Source organism: Clostridium zhoujianii, from assembly GCF_051590805.1.
Taxonomy (GTDB): Bacteria; Bacillota; Clostridia; order Clostridiales; family Clostridiaceae; genus Clostridium.
In genome coordinates this window covers 1881817-1903102 of sequence record NZ_JBPUTF010000001.1, presented here as the reverse complement: position 1 = coordinate 1903102, position 21286 = coordinate 1881817, and the positions used below count along the sequence as shown (strand labels likewise).

Annotated in this window: 21 protein-coding genes; 18 read left to right on the top strand and 3 right to left on the bottom strand. The window is 30.8% G+C overall.

What is annotated here, in order from left to right; translation table 11 throughout:
• Positions 1–10: 10 nt before the first annotated feature.
• From ACSYT2_RS08900 to scpB, 14 genes are all read left to right on the top strand, one after another.
• Positions 11–820, top strand: coding sequence for a TlyA family RNA methyltransferase (locus ACSYT2_RS08900; RefSeq protein ID WP_430854877.1), 810 nt, complete (start codon positions 11–13; stop codon positions 818–820).
• Between the two features lie 15 nt (positions 821–835).
• Positions 836–1675, top strand: a complete 840-nt coding sequence (locus ACSYT2_RS08895; RefSeq protein WP_430854876.1) for an NAD(+)/NADH kinase — start codon at positions 836–838, stop codon at positions 1673–1675.
• Positions 1676–1689: 14 nt separating this feature from the next.
• Complete coding sequence (locus tag ACSYT2_RS08890) at positions 1690–2139, top strand: arginine repressor (RefSeq protein WP_430854875.1); 450 nt, start codon at positions 1690–1692, stop codon at positions 2137–2139.
• 20 nt (positions 2140–2159) lie between these two features.
• Entirely contained in the window at positions 2160–3854 is a 1695-nt protein-coding gene (gene recN / locus ACSYT2_RS08885) for a DNA repair protein RecN (RefSeq protein ID WP_430854873.1), read from the top strand.
• Between the two features lie 159 nt (positions 3855–4013).
• A complete protein-coding gene (gene spoIVB / locus ACSYT2_RS08880) occupies positions 4014–5204 on the top strand; it encodes a SpoIVB peptidase (RefSeq protein WP_438384543.1) in 1191 nt (396 codons plus the stop codon).
• A 430-nt stretch (positions 5205–5634) separates the two neighbouring features.
• Entirely contained in the window at positions 5635–6450 is an 816-nt protein-coding gene (spo0A, locus tag ACSYT2_RS08875) for a sporulation transcription factor Spo0A (protein ID WP_430854871.1), read from the top strand.
• A gap of 726 nt (positions 6451–7176) precedes the next feature.
• Positions 7177–7695 carry an NUDIX domain-containing protein gene (locus tag ACSYT2_RS08870; RefSeq protein ID WP_430854870.1) on the top strand — a complete coding sequence of 173 codons (519 nt, stop codon included), beginning with the start codon at positions 7177–7179 and terminating at the stop codon, positions 7693–7695.
• A 135-nt stretch (positions 7696–7830) separates the two neighbouring features.
• Positions 7831–8463 (top strand): stage II sporulation protein M, encoded by a 633-nt coding sequence (gene spoIIM / locus ACSYT2_RS08865; RefSeq protein ID WP_430854869.1) that lies wholly within the window; start codon positions 7831–7833, stop codon positions 8461–8463.
• Positions 8464–8550: 87 nt separating this feature from the next.
• The gene (locus ACSYT2_RS08860) at positions 8551–9429 is read left to right on the top strand and encodes a tyrosine-type recombinase/integrase (RefSeq protein ID WP_430854868.1); all 879 of its coding nucleotides are present in this window, start codon (positions 8551–8553) and stop codon (positions 9427–9429) included.
• 53 nt (positions 9430–9482) lie between these two features.
• Positions 9483–10658: a phosphopentomutase gene (locus ACSYT2_RS08855; protein WP_430854867.1), complete on the top strand. Its 1176-nt coding sequence runs from the start codon at positions 9483–9485 to the stop codon at positions 10656–10658.
• An 11-nt stretch (positions 10659–10669) separates the two neighbouring features.
• Positions 10670–11974 (top strand): pyrimidine-nucleoside phosphorylase, encoded by a 1305-nt coding sequence (locus ACSYT2_RS08850; RefSeq protein WP_430854866.1) that lies wholly within the window; start codon positions 10670–10672, stop codon positions 11972–11974.
• Positions 11975–12199: 225 nt separating this feature from the next.
• Positions 12200–13372, top strand: coding sequence for a D-alanyl-D-alanine carboxypeptidase family protein (locus ACSYT2_RS08845; protein WP_430854865.1), 1173 nt, complete (start codon positions 12200–12202; stop codon positions 13370–13372).
• Positions 13373–13572: 200 nt separating this feature from the next.
• Positions 13573–14322 carry a segregation/condensation protein A gene (locus ACSYT2_RS08840; protein WP_430854864.1) on the top strand — a complete coding sequence of 250 codons (750 nt, stop codon included), beginning with the start codon at positions 13573–13575 and terminating at the stop codon, positions 14320–14322.
• Positions 14315–14914 carry an SMC-Scp complex subunit ScpB gene (gene scpB, locus ACSYT2_RS08835; protein ID WP_438384542.1) on the top strand — a complete coding sequence of 200 codons (600 nt, stop codon included), beginning with the start codon at positions 14315–14317 and terminating at the stop codon, positions 14912–14914. Before ACSYT2_RS08840 ends, scpB begins: the two co-directional genes overlap by 8 nt.
• A gap of 69 nt (positions 14915–14983) precedes the next feature.
• On the opposite strand, the gene ytfJ is transcribed toward scpB, so the two are convergent.
• A complete protein-coding gene (gene ytfJ, locus ACSYT2_RS08830) occupies positions 14984–15457 on the bottom strand; it encodes a GerW family sporulation protein (RefSeq protein ID WP_430854862.1) in 474 nt (157 codons plus the stop codon).
• On the bottom strand, positions 15454–16029 hold the full coding sequence (locus ACSYT2_RS08825) for a DUF2953 domain-containing protein (RefSeq protein ID WP_430854861.1): 576 nt from the start codon (positions 16027–16029) through the stop codon (positions 15454–15456). Before ACSYT2_RS08825 ends, ytfJ begins: the two co-directional genes overlap by 4 nt.
• A 139-nt stretch (positions 16030–16168) precedes the next feature.
• Between ACSYT2_RS08825 and ACSYT2_RS08820 the strand changes: the two genes are divergently transcribed.
• The gene (locus ACSYT2_RS08820; RefSeq protein WP_430854860.1) at positions 16169–17041 is read left to right on the top strand and encodes a D-alanyl-D-alanine carboxypeptidase family protein; all 873 of its coding nucleotides are present in this window, start codon (positions 16169–16171) and stop codon (positions 17039–17041) included.
• Between the two features lie 126 nt (positions 17042–17167).
• The gene (gene deoC / locus ACSYT2_RS08815) at positions 17168–17833 is read left to right on the top strand and encodes a deoxyribose-phosphate aldolase (RefSeq protein WP_430854859.1); all 666 of its coding nucleotides are present in this window, start codon (positions 17168–17170) and stop codon (positions 17831–17833) included.
• A gap of 59 nt (positions 17834–17892) precedes the next feature.
• On the opposite strand, the gene ACSYT2_RS08810 is transcribed toward deoC, so the two are convergent.
• The gene (locus ACSYT2_RS08810; protein ID WP_430854858.1) at positions 17893–18762 is read right to left on the bottom strand and encodes a methionyl aminopeptidase; all 870 of its coding nucleotides are present in this window, start codon (positions 18760–18762) and stop codon (positions 17893–17895) included.
• A gap of 172 nt (positions 18763–18934) precedes the next feature.
• Between ACSYT2_RS08810 and ACSYT2_RS08805 the strand changes: the two genes are divergently transcribed.
• The gene (locus ACSYT2_RS08805) at positions 18935–19927 is read left to right on the top strand and encodes a sulfide/dihydroorotate dehydrogenase-like FAD/NAD-binding protein (RefSeq protein ID WP_430854857.1); all 993 of its coding nucleotides are present in this window, start codon (positions 18935–18937) and stop codon (positions 19925–19927) included.
• Positions 19924–21201: an FAD-dependent oxidoreductase gene (locus ACSYT2_RS08800; RefSeq protein ID WP_430854856.1), complete on the top strand. Its 1278-nt coding sequence runs from the start codon at positions 19924–19926 to the stop codon at positions 21199–21201. The genes ACSYT2_RS08805 and ACSYT2_RS08800 overlap by 4 nt, the downstream gene beginning before the upstream one ends.
• The last annotated feature ends 85 nt before the right edge of the window (positions 21202–21286 follow it).

The window sequence follows — 21286 nt, the reverse complement described above, 5'->3', positions numbered from 1 at the left end:
GGAGTAAATTATGTCAGAGAAGAAAGAAAGACTAGATATACTACTAGTTGAAAAGGGAATTATTACATCTAGAGAGAAGGCGAAGGCAAGTATAATGGCCGGACAAATCTTTGTAGAAGGGCAAAGAATTGATAAAGCTGGAGAAAAGGTATCTGTTACAGCTAATATAGAGTACAAAGGACACGCTATACCTTATGTAAGTAGGGGTGGATTAAAGCTTGAAAAAGCTATGAAGACATTTCCTATAGTATTAGAAGGAAAGGTATGTATGGATATTGGTGCATCAACAGGTGGTTTTACAGATTGTATGTTGCAAAATGGTGCAAGGAAAGTATTTTCAGTAGATGTTGGATATGGACAATTTGCTTGGAAACTTAGAACTGATGAAAGAGTAGTATGTATGGAAAGAACAAATATAAGGTATGTAACTCCAGAAGATATAGGGGAGTTACTAGATTTTGCATCAATTGATGTATCTTTTATATCACTTAAAAAGATTATGCCAGCAACAAAAAATCTTTTAAAAGATAATGGAGAGGTTGTAGCATTAATAAAGCCACAGTTTGAAGCAGGAAGAGAAAAGGTTGGTAAAAAAGGTGTTGTAAGAGATATTGAAGTACATAAGGAAGTAGTATACGGAATTGTTGATTATTTAATAGAAAATCAGTTAAATGTTCTTGGGGTAAGTTATTCACCGATAAAAGGTCCAGAAGGTAATAGAGAGTATTTAGTTTACTTTACTAAGGATATTAATAGGAAGAGTAATTTTGTTCGTGAGGATGTAGAGAAGATAGTAGAAGAATCACATACTGAAATTTAACTCACAGGAGGGGCTATGAGAAGAATAGGTATAGCAATAAATCCTACTAAGGATAAGAATAATAAGATATTAAATATGGTTAAGAAAAAATTTAATGATAACTTTGATTTAGATGAAATAGTAGTATTTAGTTCCTTTGATACAGAAAAGCAAGTTTTTAAAGAACAACTAGATTTACTTGTAGTATTAGGGGGAGATGGTACCCTTCTTAATGTAGCTCGTGAGATAAGTAAAAAAAATGCTATACCCATATTTGGGATTAATGCAGGGAATCTTGGATTTTTATCAAGTACGGAAGTTTCAGAAATTGACGAAGCAATATATAAATTAAAAAATGGCGAGTATACCATAGACAGAAGAATGATGTTACACTGTCAATTAGGTGCAGAAGAAACTGATAAAGTTGAAAATGCATTAAATGATATTGTAGTAGCAAGAGGAACACTTTCAAGGATGGTAAAGTTTCAAATATTTGTAGATGGTAAACTTTACTCAACCTTTAAGGGAGATGGATTGATAGTAGCAACTCCAACAGGCTCTACTGCATATTCATTTTCAGCAGGAGGTCCTTTTATATATCCGAATTTAGATTTAATAATATTAACACCAATATGCCCTCATACTAAAAGTATGCAGACTATGGTTTTAAGCGGTGATAGTATAATTGAAATTATACCTGAAAATGGTGAAGAAGAGATATACTTAACAGTTGATGGACAGAAAGCTACAAAGGTAGAACAGAGAGCCAATATTAAGATAGGTAGGGCTAATAAACATGCAGAGGTACTGTTATTTAAAGATTATGACTATTTTAAGGTTTTAAGGACAAAAATTTTAAATAATTCTAAAGAATGAGATGGTGAGGAACTTTGAAGTCGAAAAGACATACTAAAATTCTAGAAATAATAGGTCAGAAAGATATAGAAACACAAGAAGAGCTTGCAGATGCATTAAAGGGTGCAGGATTTGATGTTACGCAAGCCACAGTATCGAGAGATATTAAAAATTTAAAACTTATAAAGATGCAGAGTCATAATGGCAGATATAGATATGCTGCACCTAAGGCTGAAGAAAATAATATATCAGATAAGTTAACTAATGTATTATCTAGTTTGACTGTTTCAGTAGAAAATATAGATAAGATGGTTGTTGTTAAAACAGTTGCAGCAGGTGCAGCACCAGTAGCAGAAGCTATAGATGGATTTGCATTTAGTGATATTGCTGGAACAATAGCAGGCGAAAATACAATTTTTATAATGCTTCGTAGTTTAGAAGGAGCAGAAGAATTAGTAATAAAAATAAGAAATTTAATTTCCTAAAGGTGTAAAGGTGGGGTAGAATGTTAATTCAATTAAATATCAAAAATTTTGCTTTAATTGAAGAGATAACAGTTGAATTTAGTGAAGGATTCAATATTTTATCAGGAGAAACTGGTGCAGGTAAATCAATACTTATAGATGCAATAGATTATGTATTAGGTGGGAAATTTTCTAAGGACCTTATTAGAACAGGTCAGGATCGAACATATGTTGAAGCAATATTTTCAATAAATAATACTAAAGTAGACAGTATTTTGAATAGCTTCGGCATAGAATATGAAGATATGCTAATAATATCTAGAGAAACCTTATTAAGTGGTAAAAGTATTATTAAAATAAATGGCAAAAGTTTAATAGTTACTCAACTTAAAAAAATTAGAGAAAAAATATTAGATATTCATGGACAACATCAAAATCAAAGTTTATTGCAAAAAAGTAGCCATATTTTATACCTAGATAATTTTATTGGGGAAGAATTAGATGAGCCAATGAATAAATTCATAAAGTTGAAGGATGAGCTTTACGCTTTAAGGGAAAGAATATCTAAGATTAAAGGTAGTGAAGATAGAGAAAAGTTAATAGATTATACAAAGTTTCAAATAGATGATATCGAAAAAGCAAAATTAAAAATTGGAGAAGAGGAAGAGCTTAAAGAGGAATTTGAAGTTTTAGCAAATGCTGAGAAAATTACTAGTTCATTAAAAATAAGCTATGGACTTCTAAGTGCAAGGGATGATGGGAATTCAATTCTGGAATCACTTTCAAAAGTTATAAGTGAAATATCTTCAATAGAGAGACATCTAGATCCTATAAAAGAGCGAAGAGAGCTTCTAGAAGGTGCTTATTTTACTTTAGAAGAGGTTACGAGAGATGTCAGAGATTTTGGTGATGAAATAGTATATGATGAGGATAGATTAGCTAAAATAAATGAAAGAATATATGAAATAAATACTTATAAAAAAAAGTACGGAGCAACTATTGAAGAAGTTCTTGAATACTATAAGGCCCTTAAAAGTAAGTATGATGATCTTGTAAATGCAGAGGAGATTTTAAGGGAATTAAACCAAAGAGAAAAAAAGTTGCTTGATGAAATGAAAGAAGTTGGAATAGTACTAAATTCTATAAGAAATAAATATAGTTACTCATTAGAAAATCAAATACTAAAAGAACTTTCATATGTTGGATTAGATAAATCACGTATGAAGATTGAGATAGAATTTGTTGATGACTATAATGAAAGAGGATTCGATTCAGTAAGTTTTATGATTTCTACAAATCCAGGAGAACCATTGAAACCACTTGAGCGAGTTCTATCAGGTGGAGAATTATCAAGAATAATGTTAGCTTTAAAATGTGTTTTTGCAGATAAGGACGATATAGCTACATTAATTTTTGATGAAATAGACACTGGTATTAGTGGTGCAGTTGGTCAAAGAGTAGGTGAAAAGATGTATCAAGTATCACTTGGACATCAAGTTTTATGTATTACACATTTACCACAGATTGCAATATTATCAGATCATCATTATTTTGTATCAAAAGAGGTAGTTGATGAAAAAACATTCACTAGAATTAAGTTGTTGCAGACAGATGAAAAAATAAATCAGGTTGCTTCCATGATGGGTGGAACAGAGGTAACTGAAGCAACATTAAAGAATGTAAAGGAAATGTTAACTTTTGCAGAAAATAAGAAAGAGGAAATAAAAGTCCTGTAAAATACATAAGTAATAGGATTTTGGAAAAAATAAAACCACAAAGCATATGTGGTTTTATTTTTTTTTATTAAAAATTTTTGTCTTTAATAGAAAACTTACTACAGCATATAAGGAATGTCCAATGGGCAACTTAAAAACAGAAGCAAAGGAGGAGAGAAAATGATGAAAACAATATTAAAAGGAATAAGCTTAATTATTACTCCAATCTTGATTCTGGCTTTAGCAACATATGTGATGCTAAGAAATGTACCGGATCATTTGTATACTCAAAATGAAATTGAGGCTATGTCAGTTATTCCTGATGTAGGACCTTTTACAAATGTTGAGTACAATAATGAAAAACTAAAAATTAATTTACTTGGTGTAATTCCAATAAAATCAGTGTTAATTCACAAGGTTAAGGAGGTAGAAGTAATACCAGGAGGTAATGCAATTGGAGTTAGATTATCTTCTAAAGGTGCATTAGTTGTAGGTCATTCAGAAATTAATATAAACAATGAAAAAGTAGGAAGTCCAGCGGAAAAATCAGGCATAGAGCTTGGAGATTTAATCGTAAAGATAAACGGAGAAAAAGTAGAAAGTTCTAAGGATTTAATTATGTTAGTAAAAAAATCAACTACGGATAGTATTAAAGTAGAATTGATTAGAGATGACAAAGTAATTAATCGGGATGTTAAACTAATAAAAGAGGAAGGAGAAGATTATAAATTAGGTCTTTGGGTAAGAGATTCTACAGCAGGTGTAGGGACCATGACTTTTTATGATGAAAAGACTGGTAAATTTGCAGCATTAGGGCATCCAGTTACAGATGGTGATACTAATAAAGCCTTCACAATAAAAGAAGGAGAGTTATTACAATCATCGATAATAAGCGTGAGAAAGGGCGAGAAAGGTTCTCCAGGAGAACTTAAAGGAATATTTGTGGAGGATGATAAACCTATAGGGAAAATTAATAAAAATACTCAATGTGGAATATTTGGAGAAGGAACAAAAAATATAAACAATGGATTAAGAAAGGGAAAAGTTAAAGTAGCATTTAGAGAAGAAATAAAAGTAGGTAAAGCAAGTATCATTACAACTATTGACGAAAATGGACCTAAAGAGTACGAAATAGAAATAATGAAACTACTGCAGCAAGATCAACCAGGTCCTAAGAGTATGTTGATAAAGGTAACTGATAAAGAATTGTTAGATAAAACTGGAGGCATAGTCCAAGGGATGAGTGGAAGTCCTATATTACAAAATGGCAAACTAGTTGGTGCTGTTACACATGTATTAATTAACAAGCCGGATGTAGGATATGGTATCTACATAGATTGGATGCTAGAAGATGCAGAAATAATAAAATAAATGGAAGGTGATAATTATATTTTTATAATTATCACCTTTTTTAATATATTTTATTATTAAAAAGAAGGTTTTATTTGTATTAAGTTACAATTATTGTAAAAATGTGAAATTAAATTCTTAAAAGTATTTACTAAGAGATAATAATAGTGTATAATTTACAAATAGTGGAAGGGAGACTTAATTCTTATAGAAATATATAAGAATTAGTAAATATCGATGTAATAAATATTTAAATATTATGTGAACTTTAGCTTTCAACTTAAGAAATCTATAAAGAAAGAGGATTTTATATTTCATTTGTCGAATAGATAATTAGTGGATATTCTTATATCAAATGGGAAAATATAAAATTTATAAAGTTTAGAGGGATTTTATAAAAAAAGTCGAATAAATATTACTGTGGTAAAAAATGGATAAAGGGGAGAAAAACATGGAAGATTCAAAAATATCGGTATTAATTGCGGACGATAATAAGGAGTTTTGTAGTATCTTAAATGATTATCTTTTAAATCAAAAGGATATTGTAGTAACAGGAATTGCAAAAGATGGTAGAGAAGCTTTAGAATTAATTCAGCAAAAGCAACCAGATTTAGTGGTTTTAGATATAATTATGCCACATCTAGATGGCTTAGGAGTTTTAGAAAAGCTTCATGGAATTAATTTGGAAAAAATGCCTAAAGTTATTGTATTATCAGCTGTTGGACAAGATAAAATAACTCAAAAGGCAATAACACTAGGTGCAGAATATTATGTTGTGAAGCCATTTGATATGGATGTTTTCACAAAGAGAATAAGAGAAATGTTTACAAGTTATGACTCTCAAGACTTGGGGAGAAGAATCTCTCAAGTTCCATTAGTTGAAAGAGAAGCAGCTGCTACAAGCAGAGGTCCAATAGATCTTGAAACAGAAATAACAAGTATTATTCATGAGATTGGGGTACCAGCTCATATTAAAGGATATATGTACTTAAGGGAAGCAATTACAATGGTTGTAAATGACATGGAATTACTTTCAGCTGTTACTAAAGAATTATATCCATCAATAGCTAAAAAGTATAACACAACAGCTTCTAGGGTAGAAAGAGCAATAAGACATGCAATTGAAGTTGCTTGGGGTAGAGGACAAATAGAAGCAATTAATAGGCTATTTGGGTACACAGTAGATAATGGAAAGGGGAAACCTACCAATAGTGAATTTATTGCAATTATAGCTGATAAGTTAAGATTAAAAAATAAAGTAAGCTAATATCAGAATTTAATTACAAAAGAAGAAATTGAAAGAGGATAGGATGTAGACATAAAATAGTAATGAATACATTTTTAAAAATAAAGACATTTAATAATCATTTGATTTGACAATTGATTATTAGATGTCTTATTTTATTTCTATGTTAATAAGCTATCATAACATTTACTGAAGTTTACAACGACTATTTTACACTATCGGTTTGTCAGATAAGTGCTCTTAATAAATGAAAGCTGAAACCTTATTCTTTTTTTAATTCTTTGAAGGAAGGCGTTTATTCCTTATGGAATGATATATTTAGTAATATGTCCTTTAGGTTAGAGTAGGGTCTAATATGTAACTAAAAGTAAGTAAGAAGGTAAATTTAAAACAAAACTACTATCATTTGACTTTTTAATGGGCTATTATATTATTGTACCAAATAAATATTTTTTTGTAGAGGCACAACTGTTAGAGTGGGTTAAGAAATAGGTTAAACTGTAGAGTATGAGGTAGTTAATTTACAGGATTTATGAACTTGTATGTTGGAAAAATAATCAACTAATTCAAAATTTTTTACAAGTATAGAAGATAAGATGAGATTAAAAAATACGTTTAGATAGTTTTTATATGTATAAAATTTAAGTATTTACAAGGTGCAAAAAAACTTACATAATTGAATTTATATTATTATAAAAAATTTTAAATTATATAAACTAAATATTAGTTTATATAGTAGGAGGTAAAATGGATTTTACAGAGAAGATATTAGAGAAAAGGGAAGTTTTTAAGGGGGACTTTTTAGTAGTTGAAAAATTAAATGTAGAATTACCTGATGGGAATAAAAGTAATAGAGATATAGTACGTCATCCTGGAGCTGTAGCGATTTTAGCATTTTTAGATGAAGAAACTATTTTAATAGTTGAGCAATTTAGAGTAGCATTAAATAGAACATTATTAGAAATACCAGCAGGCAAGATTGAATGTGGTGAAGAGCATATTATATGTGCACACAGGGAGCTAGAAGAAGAAACAGGGTACAAAGCAAGACAAATGAAATATCTTGGAACAATAGCTACAGGTGCTGGATTTACTGATGAACAAATCCATATTTATGAAGCAAGGGACCTTTATGAAGGTATTAAAGGTGGAGATGAGGATGAATTTATTGAAGCCATACCATATAAAATTAAAGATATTAAGAATATGATTAAAGAGGGCAAGATAATAGATGCTAAAACAATATCATCTATTATGTACATTTAAATTAATATATAAAGCTAGATAGTAATTAAACTGTCTAGTTTCTTTTTATATTTACATATTTTAGGTTAAGTCTTATGCATAAAGTAAATAGAATTATCATAGTATATTGTAGAGTAACTTTAGGAGGAGTAAGAGATGAATAGTATAATAGAAAAAATTAATGAAACTTTTAGGGAAAATAAGCTTTACTATTTGTTTGTTCTATTATTATTTTGTGTAGGAATTGTTATAGGAGTTTATACGGTAAAGTATATGAACGAAGCAGATAAAAAGGATCTTGCAAGTTATTTTACGACTTTTGTAAATGGAGTAGGAGACAGGCCTATAGACTATGGAACATTGTTATTTGACATTATAAAAAAGAATATTTTCATAATAGTTCCGATTTTTCTATTAGGTTTTACCTTCTTTGGATCTCCTATAATACTAATATTAGATTTAGTAAAAGGTTTTAGTTTAGGATACACATTTGCATTCTTACTTACAACTTTCGAGGGAAAAGGTATTGGACTAGCATTAGTTTCAACAATTCCTCAAAATCTAATATATGTACCATGCTTTATTGCACTAAGCGTATTATCCTTAGCACTTTCAACAAATAAATTTAAGGAGAAATTTTCTAGCAGGTCTTTGCCTACAACATTTAATAGAAGAGCTATAGGGAATTATCTCTTAGTTTTAGTGGGAATATTTGTTGTAGGAATTATTATCGAAACATATTTATGTCCTAATCTAATTAAATTTGTGGTTACAAAGTTTTATATTTAAAAAGTGAGGGAACCTAAGATAAATAGAAGAAGGGAAAAGAGCAAATTTGTCGAATATATAATATAAATAATGGTGTAGGAGAGAGCAATGATTGAAATTCTAAATAATTATAAGAATTATTTGTTACAAAATGACAAAAGTGAGAACACAGTTTATGCATATGTAACTGATGTTAATCTGTATACTAAGTTCCTAGATAAAAAGCAAATGAACTTATATAGCTCTGATAATGTTGCGATTATGGCATATATACAGCATCTCTTAAACCAAGGAAAATCTGAGCGTTCTATTAATAGAATAGTTATAAGTCTTAGGAGTTTTTATGGGTATTTAAAGAGTAAATCTTTAGTAAATGATGTACCTAAGATAACATATAAAAGTAGTAGAAATACAAAGAAGTTACCACAAATTTTAACTATAGATGAAGTAGATAAAATAATTAGATCTATAGATAAGGACGGGCCTAAAGGCGTAAGGGATAATGCTTTATTAGAGTTAATGTATGCAACTGGTATGAAGGTTTCAGAACTTATATCATTGGATGTATGTGATATTAATTTAGACTTATCCTTTGTAAAATGTACTGATAATAAGCATTATGAAAGATTAATTCCTATAGGAAGAAGTGCCTGTAGAGCTATAGAAGAATATCTTGCCATAAGAGATCAAGTTGCTGAAACTGGAGTAGATACGCTTTTTGTTAATCTAAATGGACATAAATTAACTAGACAAGGTATTTGGAGAATAGTAAAAGAATATTCCCATAAGGCAGGAATTGATAAGGATGTTAATTTAAATACTTTTAGACATTCATTTGCAGTTCATATGCTTCAAAATGGTGCTAATGTTAGAGCTGTGCAAAAATTACTTGGAAATCAAGTTTTAACCTACATGGATACCTATTATGAAATAATAAATAGTGATAAAATAAATTTAATATATAGAAATTCACACCCAAGAGCATAATAAAAAAAATTTTTTTACAAAAGATATAGATGTGATGAAAGGAGTATTTACATATGAAGAGAGTAGTACTTATTGTTTTAGATAGTTTAGGTGTTGGAGAGATGCCTGATGCTGGTGATTATGGTGATAAAGGAAGTCATACACTAGATCATATTTACAAAGCTTGTGGGGGGTTAAAAATCCCCAATTTAAAAAAATTAGGTTTTGGAAATATAGATGGTGTAAATGAGTTAGGAAATGAAGAAGTAGTAATAGGTGCCTATGGTAAATCAGCAGAAAAATCTATAGGAAAAGACACTGTTACAGGCCATTGGGAAATAGGTGGAGTAATTTTGGATAAACCATTGAACACTTATCCAAATGGTTTTTCAGAGGATATACTTGAAGAGTTTAAAAGAAGGACTGGAGTAAAAGGTATTCTTGGTAATAAGGTGGCATCAGGAACAGAAATAATTAAAGAGTTAGGCAAAGAGCATGTTGAAACTGGATATCCAATAATATATACATCTGCAGATAGTGTTTTCCAAATCGCAGCACATGAAGAGGTTATAAGCATTGATGAGCTTTATAGAATGTGCGAGGAAGCGAGGAAAATGCTAGTTGGAGATAATATAGTAGGTAGAGTTATTGCAAGACCTTTTCAAGGTGATATAGGGAGTTTTACAAGGACATCTAATAGAAGGGATTATGCATTAGATCCATTTGATAAAACCATGTTAGAATATATTAAAGAAAATGGATTAAAAGTTGCTGCAGTTGGTAAGATTGAAGATATATATAATAAAAAAGGAGTAACTGATGCTGTTCATATAAAAAATAATATGGATGGAGTTGATAAAACCTTAGAGTATATGGATTCAATTGATGAGGGGATTATATTTACTAATTTAGTCGATTTTGACATGTTATATGGTCATAGAAATGATCCAGAGGGATATGGTAGAGCTATAGAAGAATTTGATAACAGACTTAAAGAAATATATTCGAAGCTTAGAGATGAGGATATTTTAATTATTACAGCAGACCATGGATGTGATCCAACAACAGAAAGTACAGATCACTCTAGGGAATACATTCCAATACTTGTGTACGGAAAGAAAATCAAGTGTGGCGTAGAAATAGGAACAAGGGATTCCTTTGCTGATATCGGAAAGAGCATTTTAGAATACTTGGAGATAAAGAATGACTTAAAAGGCGAAGAATTTATTAATCAAATTCTCAAGGCATAGGAGGAATTGTTATGAGGATGTACGATGTTATTTTAAAGAAGAGAAATGGCTATGAGCTTACTACTGAGGAAATAGACTATTTCGTACAGGGGTTTACTAAAGGTGAGATTCCAGATTACCAGGCATCAGCACTTTTAATGGCAATTTTCTTTAATAAAATGAATAAGAGAGAGACAGCTGATCTTACAATGTCTATGGTTAACTCTGGAGAAAAATTAAAATTAGATAAAATTAATGGCATAAAGGTAGATAAACATTCCACTGGTGGAGTTGGTGATACGACAACAATTTTACTTGCACCAATGGTTGCTGCTTGTGGAGTTCCAGTAGCTAAGATGTCTGGAAGAGGACTTGGGCATACTGGTGGAACCATTGATAAGCTTGAGGCATTTAAAGGATTTTCAGTAGAATTATCAGAAGATGAGTTTATTGAGAATGTAAATAAAATAGGAATAGCTTTAGTATCCCAAACAGGTAATTTAGCTCCTGCTGATAAAAAAATATATGCATTAAGAGATGTAACTACTACAGTTGATAACATGTCACTAATTGCATCAAGTATAATGAGTAAGAAAATTGCTTCTGGGGCAGATGGAATAGTACTGGATGTAAAAGTAGGAGAAGGTGCATTTATGAAAACACCGAAGGATGCAAAAGCCTTAGCAGAAGAAATGGTTAGTATAGGTAATAGTGTTGGAAGAAATACTATTGCTGTTATTTCGGATATGGATCAGCCTTTAGGATATGCTATAGGAAATTCCCTAGAGATTATTGAAGCCATAAACACATTGAAAGGACAGGGGCCAAAAGATCTACTAGATTTAGCATTAACGCTTGGAAGTTATATGTTAATCTTAGCAAAGAAGGTTAGTAACTTTGATGAAGGAAAGAGTTTATTATTAGAAAATATAAAGAATGGCAAGGCTCTAGAAAAACTTAAGGAGTTTGTTGATGCTCAGGGTGGAAATTCGGAATATATTGATAATACAGAATTGTTTCCTAAGGCTAAGTATATAATTAAAGTTAAAGCTGAAAAGTCAGGTGTAATATCTAAAATACATGCAGAGTCATTAGGAATAATAGCTATGGAGCTTGGAGCAGGAAGAGCTACTAAGGAAAGTACTATTGATTTATCAGTTGGTATTGTGTTATCTAAAAAAAGAGGCGAAAAAGTTGAAACAGGTGAAGTTTTAGCAGAAGTGTATGCAAATGATAAAGCTAAAGGAGAAATAGCTTGTAGTAAAATAATTAAACAAATAATAATTTCAGAAAGCTATGAAGAAGAAATTCCATTGATATATGATGTTGTTAAGTAAAAATTATCTAAATTAAGAAGTTAAAAACAATTGAAAAAGTGAATAATTTAATTTTAATAATATTAAATCCGCTGTCTATACAGCGGATTTTTTATGATAAACTTTATAGTTTAATATGCACATAAAAGGTCTAAGTTAATAATCAAAGGAATTTTATATAAAATCGACAAGATGTGATAATTTTTTATTAAGTGGAAATAATAATATTTGAAGGGAGGCAGATAAATGAATACAAAATATAGAAAAATCCTATCTTTAACATTATTATTTATATGTACTTTTTTACTACTACCATTTGGAGTAACAGTATATGCAGGTGAAGAGCAAGGAAGTGCAAATAATATTGAAGCCAAATCAGCTTTACTAATGGAACCAATATCAGGAAAGATAATTTACGAAAAGAATGTGGATGAAAAGTTTGCTCCAGCATCTGTAACTAAAGTAATGACAATGCTTTTAGCAATGGAAGCTGTTGATAGTGGAAAAGCAAAGCTAGAAGATAAGGTTACATGTAGTGAAAATGCAAAAAAAATGGGTGGAAGTACAATGTTACTAGATACAGGAGAAGTTAGAACATTAGAAGAATTAATAAAAGGTGTGGCAATAGCATCTGGTAATGATGCGGCAGTAGCAATTGCAGAATATATTGGAGGTACTGAACCAGACTTTGTTAATCTTATGAATAAGAGGGCACAGGAACTTGGCATGAAGAATACAACTTTCAAAAATTGCAATGGACTACCAGCCGATGGACATTTATCAACAGCAAGGGATATAGCAATAATGTCTCAAGAATTATTAAAACACCCAACTATTTTAAAGTATTCAGGGATTTATATGGAGACAATCTCAGAAGGAAGAAAATCACCAATAGAGTTAGTCAACCATAATAAGTTAGTTCGTTTCTTTGAAGGGTGCGATGGACTAAAAACAGGCTTTACAAATGAAGCTAAGTATTGTATATCAGCTACAGCAAAGAGAAACGGTGTTAGAATGCTAACTGTTATTATGGGGGCACCAACTTATAAGATTAGAAATAGAGATGCAGGAATATTAATGAACATGGGATTCTCAAAATATGAAGGTAAGAAATTATTATCAAAGGATGAGGATGTAGAACAAATATTTATGGGTAAACAAACTGATAGGTTCTTTATGGCTAAAGCTAAGGAGGATCTTGAAATAGTATTACTTAAAGGAACAAATGGTGAATTGGTTAAAAAGTTAGTAATGGATGATTTAAGAAAAGAATATAAGGCTGGAGATATAGTAGGTAAGTGTGAAGTTTACCTAGGTGAAGAAAAGGTAGGAGAAGTTGAAATTTACTCAGATAGAGATATTGAAAAGGGCGGATTATTTGATAGTATTAAGTATAATATAAAGAATATATTTAACTAAAATATTATAGATATCCTTAATAGGAGTTAAGCATATTAAAGAAGTCCACTGTATATAGAAGTGGGCTTCTTTATATTATACATATCTTAAGCTAAAGTGAGAACTTAGGTTTGGATAAGGCTTGTTTTAAGCTTATAAACTTGTTATTATAGTATGGTATGTGAAAATGTAACTATTAAAGGGTAGAGGTGTGATAATTAATGGAATTACCTAATATTAGGGTGGCGGATTTTGAAGGTCCCTTTGACTTACTATTACATTTAATAAGAAAAAATAAAATGGATATTTATAATGTAGAGATATATAAGGTAACAAACCAATATTTAAACTATTTAGATAAGATGAAGGAAATGGACTTAGAAATAACATCCGAGTTTATTGTAGTTGCAGCAACCCTTATAGAGATAAAGTCAAAGACATTACTTCCTAAGAACAAAAAGGAAGATGAGGAAGACGAAGAAGATATTGAAAAGAAATTACTTGAGAAACTTATTATTTATAAAAAGATAAAGGAGTCAACTAACTTTTTTAGGGAAAGATATATTAATTCTGGAAACATCTTCACTAAGAAACCTGAAGTTATTGAGGAAATTAAGACTCCATTAGATAATGAAGAATTATTAAAGAATGTTACCCTATTAGACTTATATCATATTTACAATAATTTATTAGAAGTATATATGAATAAGCAAAATAAGTCTAATGTAATTCAGAAAAAAATATATGTGGACAAGTATAGAATAGAGGATAAATATAAATATTTAGTAGAAAAAATAAAAGAGAAGAGAGTAACAGAATTCTCAGAGCTAATGACAGAATGTGAATGTAAAATTGAGTGCGTTGTAACCTTCTTGGCATTATTAGAAATGATAAAACAAAGAGTGGTGAAGGTTTATCAAAATTCAAGTTTTGGAGATATAATGATTGAGAGGAGGGAAGAGGATGAATAAGTTTGAAACAGGTCAATTTGAATTTGAGGAGATATCAAAAAAAGGAGTTCAAAAGGCTGTAATAGAGGGGATGCTTTTTGTAAGTGGTGAACCATTAACACTTAGAGAATTAGCAATAAATTTAGAGGCAACCCCTAAATATTTGGAGGGTGTACTGAATGAAATGATTTCTGACTATGAGTCGGAGAGCCGAGGAATAAAACTAATATTAGTAAATGGTGGTTATCAGCTTGTAACTAAGGCCCAGCATAGTGATTATGTACAGAAGTTACTAAAGAAAAATAAAAGACAGTCCTTATCTCAAGCCTCTTTAGAGAGTTTGGCAATTGTTGCATATAAACAACCTATAACAAGAATCGATATAGACGAAATAAGAGGGGTTAAATCTGATAGTGCACTGCAGAAATTAATAGAAAAAGAGCTTATTAGGGAAGTTGGAAGACTTGAGGTACCAGGAAGACCAATACTTTACGGAACTACAGAGGAATTTTTAAGACAATTTGGATTACAAGATTTAAAGGAACTACCTTCTTTAGATTTGTTTGCAATTGATGAAGAAGATGAGTTTACACCTAATATGACTGAAGTTTAGGGAACATAATTTTATATGAGTAAAAATAGGGTGATATTTGGCGATAGTACCGCCAAATATCATTTTTTATTATTTATCTAAGTGACATGAACAATCTGTTGAATCAAATTCATCTGTCATGATATTTTCTGTATTTTTCCTATTGGAACAAGATGAATTATCTGATTTCTTAAATAAATTTTTTACCATATCAATTACTTGAGGTACTGTATCGACAATTCTATCGTATGTAGTATCTTGTTCTACAGGAAGAAGCCTAACAGCATCATCTCTAACAACTAAGAAAGCAACAGGTTTTACTGAAACTCCAGCTCCAGAACCACCTCCAAATGGATATTGGGGAGAGGAATCGGTATTATTGTTTGATTCTCCAAATTCACTACCTCCTGAAGCAAATCCAAAAGTTACTCTTGATATAGGAATTATATAGCTTCCATCTCTTGTTTCTACTGCGTCACCTATTACAGTGTTAACATCTACCATATCTCTTAAATTTTCCATCGTACTTTTCATTAAAGTTTCTACTGGATGTTCATTTGTCATATTTCACCCTTTAAGGGTTTCGCCTCCTTTTCAATTATAGTTTCTTTTAATATTAAAAATATCATATATATAATTTGCACTAAAGAAAAGAAAATTATACTTTTCATCTCAAATTTTACTAGTAGCTCATTTTTGAACAAGGGTTTAATAGGAAGTTTGAACTTTGATGTCTTGAATAATATACGAATAACTCTTAAAAGTAAGGGAAATAAAGAAGATAATAAACCATATAATATTGCTGTATATGCAGCATCATTTAATGAATAGCTAAAGGAACCTTTTAAAAACAAAAGAGGTTTAAATTTATTTTTATCTAAGGCTTTTAAAATGATTTTAGGTGTTATAGTTTTGAAAAATGATTTATCAAATTTCTTTTTTTTAATAGAATTTTTTTGCTTTTTTAGATTAGATGATTTATCCAAATAGTCCTCATTCTCATTATGAGTACCTTTTTTTAATAACTTAAGATTAAATAGTTTTATGTAATAATTTTCTTTAGAGTAGTAAATACTAATTTTAAGTGGAATAGGTATAAAAAGTAAGAGAAAGAGTATAAATAAAAAAAGTTTCATAATATTCCTCCATAAGCATAACATTTTTATTATTGCCTATTTAATCCAAAATAAACTAATATTTTTTTTAATATTAATGTTTATTTTATAACAAAAAAGACAAACTACACTTAACGAAGAGAATTAGAGGGTGGTTTTTATGAAGTATAAAATTAAAAATCTATTAATATTAAGCATAACAATTATTTTATGTATCAACATAAATGTAGTACCCACTGTTGCGGCAACAGGAGGGAAATTAAGAGTTAATGCTAGAAATGCCATAGCTTTAGATAGGAGCTCTGGCGAGGTATTATTTGAACAGAATGGTTATGAACTTGTTCCTATGGCTAGTACCACTAAAATTTTAACTGCCTTAATTACAATAGAAAGAGGTAATCTAGAAGAGAAATTAACTGTCAGTAAAAATGCTGCGTCAATTAGAGGATCAAAGGTTGGCTATAGAGTTGGTGAAGAAATAGCAATTAAGGAACTTTTATATGGTTTAATGTATAGATCAGGTAATGATGCAGCAATAACTTTAGCAGAGGGAATTGGAGGATCAATAGAAGGCTTTTCAGAAATAATGAATCACTATGCAACAAGTTTAGGTTTATTAGATTCACATTTTGAGACACCACATGGATTAGATAGCCAGGAACATTACTCATCTGCATATGACTTAGCTATATTAACTGCTAAGGGGATGGAGTATGATATGTTCCGTGAAGTTGTAGGAACAAAGGAGATAAGGAAAGAAATTTATAATTTTACGAGAGATTATAATAATATAAATAAAATATTATGGAAGATTCCAGGAGCAAATGGAGTAAAAACAGGATATACAGGTCAAGCAGGAAAATGTTTGGTTTCATCTGTTAACTACAATGGAAAAGATATTATTATAGTTGTATTGAATTGCACCGATAGGTGGAATCAAACAGAGAAGATTTTTAATCATATTCAAGAAACAGTAGCTTTTCAAAGCAAGAATATGAAAGAATTGGCTAAAGACAACTTTAATATCTATTGATATATCTAGAAAGGGGTTGAAAGTTGTAAGTTGTATAAAGTTTAATTAATATCAAATATATGGATTGCACATAATTAAATAATTTGTTAATCTGTTGTTAAATCTTATATATAAAAGGAGATAGAAATGGATAAGAAAAAGATATTAGGTACAGTTGATCATACTTTATTATCTCAGACTGCAACTTGGAGCGAGATAAAAGGAATTTGTGATGAAGGAATAAAGTATAAAGTAGCTTCAGTTTGTATACCGCCATCTTTTATAAAAAGAGCAAAAGAATATGTGGGAGATAGATTAGTATTATGTACAGTCATAGGTTTTCCTAATGGATATATGACAACTGCAACTAAGGTATTTGAAACAAAGGATGCAATAGATAATGGTGCTGATGAAATAGATATGGTTATCAATTTAGGAGATGTTAAAGAAAAAAAATTTAACACTATAGAAGAAGAAATTAAAAAAATTAAAGAAGCTTGTGGAGAAAAGGTTCTTAAAGTAATTATAGAAACATGTTTCTTAACGGAAGATGAAAAGGTTAAGATGTGTGAAATTGTAACAAAAGCAGGAGCAGACTTTATTAAAACTTCAACAGGATTTGGTACAGCAGGTGCTACTAAAGAGGATTTAGAGCTATTCGCAAAGAATATTGGACCAAATGTAAAGATTAAAGCGGCAGGGGGAGTTAGAGATTTAGAAACTGCTGAACAATTTATTAAAATTGGAGCAAGTAGACTTGGAACGAGTTCTATAGTTAAGATTATTAATAATGAGGAAGTTACAGGATATTAGTTGTAAATAAAAAAGGATGTATTATTAATATGTAATAATACATCCTTTTTTGATGACTTCTAATAAGTCAATACTTCAGCACCATCTTCTGTGATTAGAACGGTATATTCCCATTGAGAAGAAGGATACCCATCTTCAGTTAGTACAGTCCAATCATTATCTGAATCTATAAAAATTTCTTTTTTCCCCATATTGATCATAGGCTCAATAGTAAATATCATTCCTGGCACTAATAACATATCAGTGCCTTTTTTTCCTACATGAGCTACAAATGGCTCCTCATGGAATGCTATACCTACACCATGACCACCAAATTCTCTAACTACAGAATAGCCATTATTTTCAGCGTGTGTTTGAACAGCTTCAGCTATATCCCCTAAGAATCCCCAAGGTTTTGCAGCAGCTAAACCTTTATCAACACATTCCTTCGATACTTTAACTAATTTTTGTAAATCCTCATGTACATTTCCTATCATAAACATTCTTGAGGCATCAGAGTAATATCCATTGTAAATTGTAGATACATCAACATTTATGATATCCCCCTCTTCAAGAACTACATCTTTGCTAGGAATTCCATGACATACTTCATCATTTATTGAAGTACATACGCTCTTTGGGAACCCTTCAAAATTAAGGGGGGCAGGAATTGCGCCTTGAGAAACTGTAAAATCATGTACCATAATATCAATTTCCTCTGTAGTCATACCGGCCTTTATATTTTGGGCCACTAAATCTAGAACTGCAGTATTAATTTTAGCACTTTCTCTAATTCCACGAATTTGTTCTTCATTTTTAATGATGCTTCTAGGTGGTACCAAGCATCCTTTATGCTGATAAGATAAAATCTTCTCATCAAATTCGTAATGACACTTTTTATATTTCTTATTGCTTCCACACCAGCAACTATCATTTCTATTTAGTTTCATTTGTAATCTCTCCTTATAATAATGTTTATTAGTATTATAGTACTATTAATAAAAAAAAGAAACATTGTGAGAAATAAAGAGTAATTAGAAATAGTTAATATAAAGGGTGTAACATTTTATAAGTATGAAAATACCATAATATAAGGAGTAATTTTCTAAAAAGGAGTGCTTGATGATTAAGGAGAAAATGGACTGTATTGATTGTGGCACGGAGTATTGTCCTTGTAAGTTAGCTGAGGCAGGTGAATGTATAATATGCTCTCAGTTACATGGTGAGTGCTTTTGTGATTGTGTAAATTGGAAGGGGGTTTGCGTATACCAAGAGTTTTATAACAATGGTATGAGAGCAAAGGAAGGAAGAAAAACTTATAATTGTAAGGTTGTGAAGGCAGAACTTTTGGAAGAAGAGTTAATGATTATTAAATTTGAATCTCCTCATAAATTGGCACTAGATCTAGTTAAACCAGGAAGCTATATTTTCATAAGAACAGATGAAAATTACTTCTTTGATATTCCAATATCAATAATGGAATCTGATATTGAAAACAATATAATTACGGTTGTTATTGAGGTTAGAGGGGTTAAGACAAAGAGGTTAAAAGAAATAAAGAATGGTCAAAATATAGTGATTAGAGGACCATATTGGAATGGAGTATTTGGACTTGATAATATAGGGAAGCAGATAGAGAACAATTGTGTTGTTCTTGCAAGAGGAATAGGAATGGCACCAATGATGCCTGTTATAAGAAAGCTTGCGATAAATAAAAATGAGGTTGACGTTTATGTTGATAAAGCACCATTTAAAGAGGATTTTTCAAAGGAATACGTAGATAAATTTGATGTGTCTACTGCAGAAACTAACTTGCTTGATAAGGGTAAACTTTCAGAAGAAGGAAGGTTTATTATTAGTCAGTCAATTAAAGATAAAAACATAAGCTTTATTCATCTAGCAGGAGCTGATATTTTAACTTATAGTGTTGTTGAATATTTGGATGAGATAGGAAGAAGTGATATTTTATTATCCTGCTGCAATAATTTTAAGATGTGTTGTGGAGAAGGGGTATGTGGTGCATGTACTGCAAGATTTTCAGGCCATAGAGTTAAGAGGTTCTGTAAGTTGCAGTCAGATCCAAGAAGTATTTTTGAGGGGAGGAGATTTATATGAAGGTTATCATTGTTGGTGGTGGATGGGCTGGTTCAGCAGCAGCTATCAGTGCTAGAAAGGCAGGGGCTGAAGTACACATTTTTGAAAAAACTGATTTGCTTCTTGGCCTTGGAAATGTTGGAGGCATAATGAGGAATAATGGAAGGTATACTGCTTCGGAAGAGTTAATAGCTTTAGGTGGAGGAGACTTGATTAAGATAGCTGATAAATGCTCCAGGCATAAGGATATAGATTTTCCTGGACACAAGCATGCAACTTTGTATGATGTAAATAGGATAGAAGGTGAAGTTAAGGATTATTTAATATCAATAGGAATTAATCTTCATATGGAAAGTAGAGTTAGGGATGTAGAATTTGATGGACATTCAATAAAGGGAATATATTTAGCCGATGATAGTTACATGGAGGGGGATATATTTATTGAAACAACAGGAACTACTGGACCTATGGGTAATTGCTTAAGATATGGAAACGGATGTTCAATGTGTATATTAAGGTGCCCAGCATTTGGACCAAGAATTAGTATGAGTGAGCGATGTGGTGTGTCGGATATTCAGGGAGAGAGGGCAGAAGATGCTTTGGGGGCAATGTCAGGTTCATGTAAGCTTGCGAAAGAAAGTCTATCAGATGAGGTAAGGGAAACTTTAGATAAAGTTGGTGTTCTTGTACTTAAAGTGCCAGCAGAAGATGTTAACTACGGAAAACTTGATACTAAAGTGTGTCAGCAGTATGCGTTAAAAGAATTTGCGGAAAATGTTGTTCTTCTTGATACTGGTCATGCAAAGCTTATGACAACATATTATCCATTAGAAAAACTTAGAAAGATTCCAGGCTTAGAACATGCGAAGTATGTTGATCCTTATGCAGGAAGTAAAGGAAATTCTATGAGGTACTTATCAGTAGCACCAAGAACTAGTGATATGAAAGTAACAGGGGTAGATAATTTATTTTGTGCTGGTGAAAAAGCTGGACTTTTTGTAGGACATACTGAAGCTATTTGTACAGGGACATTAGCGGGGCATAATGCTGTTAGATTAGGATTAGGTATGCCGTTACTAATTTTACCTACTTCAATTTCAATAGGTGATATTATTTCTTATGAAACTGAGAAGTCTAAGACTAGGGAAGGAAGACGAGAGAGGTATACATTTGCTGGTGCAGGATATTTTAAGAGAATGAAGGAATTAGGTTTATACACTATGGATTTAAAAGATATAAAAAAGAGGATAGGTAAGCTTAATCTAGAAGGTATATTTGAACAAAAACTTTGTTAGTTTTAAAGGGACATCATAAGTGGTGTTCCTTTTATAATGGGCTAAGAAGAGATTATGATAATAAACTAAGAGAGTTTTTAATGAA

What these genes read in the sequence shown, in the direction of transcription:
- spoIVB (WP_438384543.1), top strand. Translation starts at nt 4,014, where the DNA reads ATGATGAAAACAATATTAAAAGGAATAAGCTTAATTATTACTCCAATC.
- ACSYT2_RS08860 (WP_430854868.1), top strand. Translation starts at nt 8,551, where the DNA reads ATGATTGAAATTCTAAATAATTATAAGAATTATTTGTTACAAAATGAC.
- scpB (WP_438384542.1), top strand. Translation starts at nt 14,315, where the DNA reads ATGAATAAGTTTGAAACAGGTCAATTTGAATTTGAGGAGATATCAAAA.
- ACSYT2_RS08855 (WP_430854867.1), top strand. Translation starts at nt 9,483, where the DNA reads ATGAAGAGAGTAGTACTTATTGTTTTAGATAGTTTAGGTGTTGGAGAG.
- ACSYT2_RS08895 (WP_430854876.1), top strand. Translation starts at nt 836, where the DNA reads ATGAGAAGAATAGGTATAGCAATAAATCCTACTAAGGATAAGAATAAT.
- ACSYT2_RS08840 (WP_430854864.1), top strand. Translation starts at nt 13,573, where the DNA reads ATGGAATTACCTAATATTAGGGTGGCGGATTTTGAAGGTCCCTTTGAC.
- spo0A (WP_430854871.1), top strand. Translation starts at nt 5,635, where the DNA reads ATGGAAGATTCAAAAATATCGGTATTAATTGCGGACGATAATAAGGAG.
- ACSYT2_RS08850 (WP_430854866.1), top strand. Translation starts at nt 10,670, where the DNA reads ATGAGGATGTACGATGTTATTTTAAAGAAGAGAAATGGCTATGAGCTT.
- ACSYT2_RS08845 (WP_430854865.1), top strand. Translation starts at nt 12,200, where the DNA reads ATGAATACAAAATATAGAAAAATCCTATCTTTAACATTATTATTTATA.
- ytfJ (WP_430854862.1), bottom strand. Translation starts at nt 15,457, where the DNA reads ATGACAAATGAACATCCAGTAGAAACTTTAATGAAAAGTACGATGGAA.
- spoIIM (WP_430854869.1), top strand. Translation starts at nt 7,831, where the DNA reads ATGAATAGTATAATAGAAAAAATTAATGAAACTTTTAGGGAAAATAAG.
- deoC (WP_430854859.1), top strand. Translation starts at nt 17,168, where the DNA reads ATGGATAAGAAAAAGATATTAGGTACAGTTGATCATACTTTATTATCT.
- ACSYT2_RS08805 (WP_430854857.1), top strand. Translation starts at nt 18,935, where the DNA reads ATGATTAAGGAGAAAATGGACTGTATTGATTGTGGCACGGAGTATTGT.
- ACSYT2_RS08900 (WP_430854877.1), top strand. Translation starts at nt 11, where the DNA reads ATGTCAGAGAAGAAAGAAAGACTAGATATACTACTAGTTGAAAAGGGA.
- ACSYT2_RS08825 (WP_430854861.1), bottom strand. Translation starts at nt 16,029, where the DNA reads ATGAAACTTTTTTTATTTATACTCTTTCTCTTACTTTTTATACCTATT.
- ACSYT2_RS08820 (WP_430854860.1), top strand. Translation starts at nt 16,169, where the DNA reads ATGAAGTATAAAATTAAAAATCTATTAATATTAAGCATAACAATTATT.
- ACSYT2_RS08870 (WP_430854870.1), top strand. Translation starts at nt 7,177, where the DNA reads ATGGATTTTACAGAGAAGATATTAGAGAAAAGGGAAGTTTTTAAGGGG.
- ACSYT2_RS08800 (WP_430854856.1), top strand. Translation starts at nt 19,924, where the DNA reads ATGAAGGTTATCATTGTTGGTGGTGGATGGGCTGGTTCAGCAGCAGCT.
- recN (WP_430854873.1), top strand. Translation starts at nt 2,160, where the DNA reads ATGTTAATTCAATTAAATATCAAAAATTTTGCTTTAATTGAAGAGATA.
- ACSYT2_RS08810 (WP_430854858.1), bottom strand. Translation starts at nt 18,762, where the DNA reads ATGAAACTAAATAGAAATGATAGTTGCTGGTGTGGAAGCAATAAGAAA.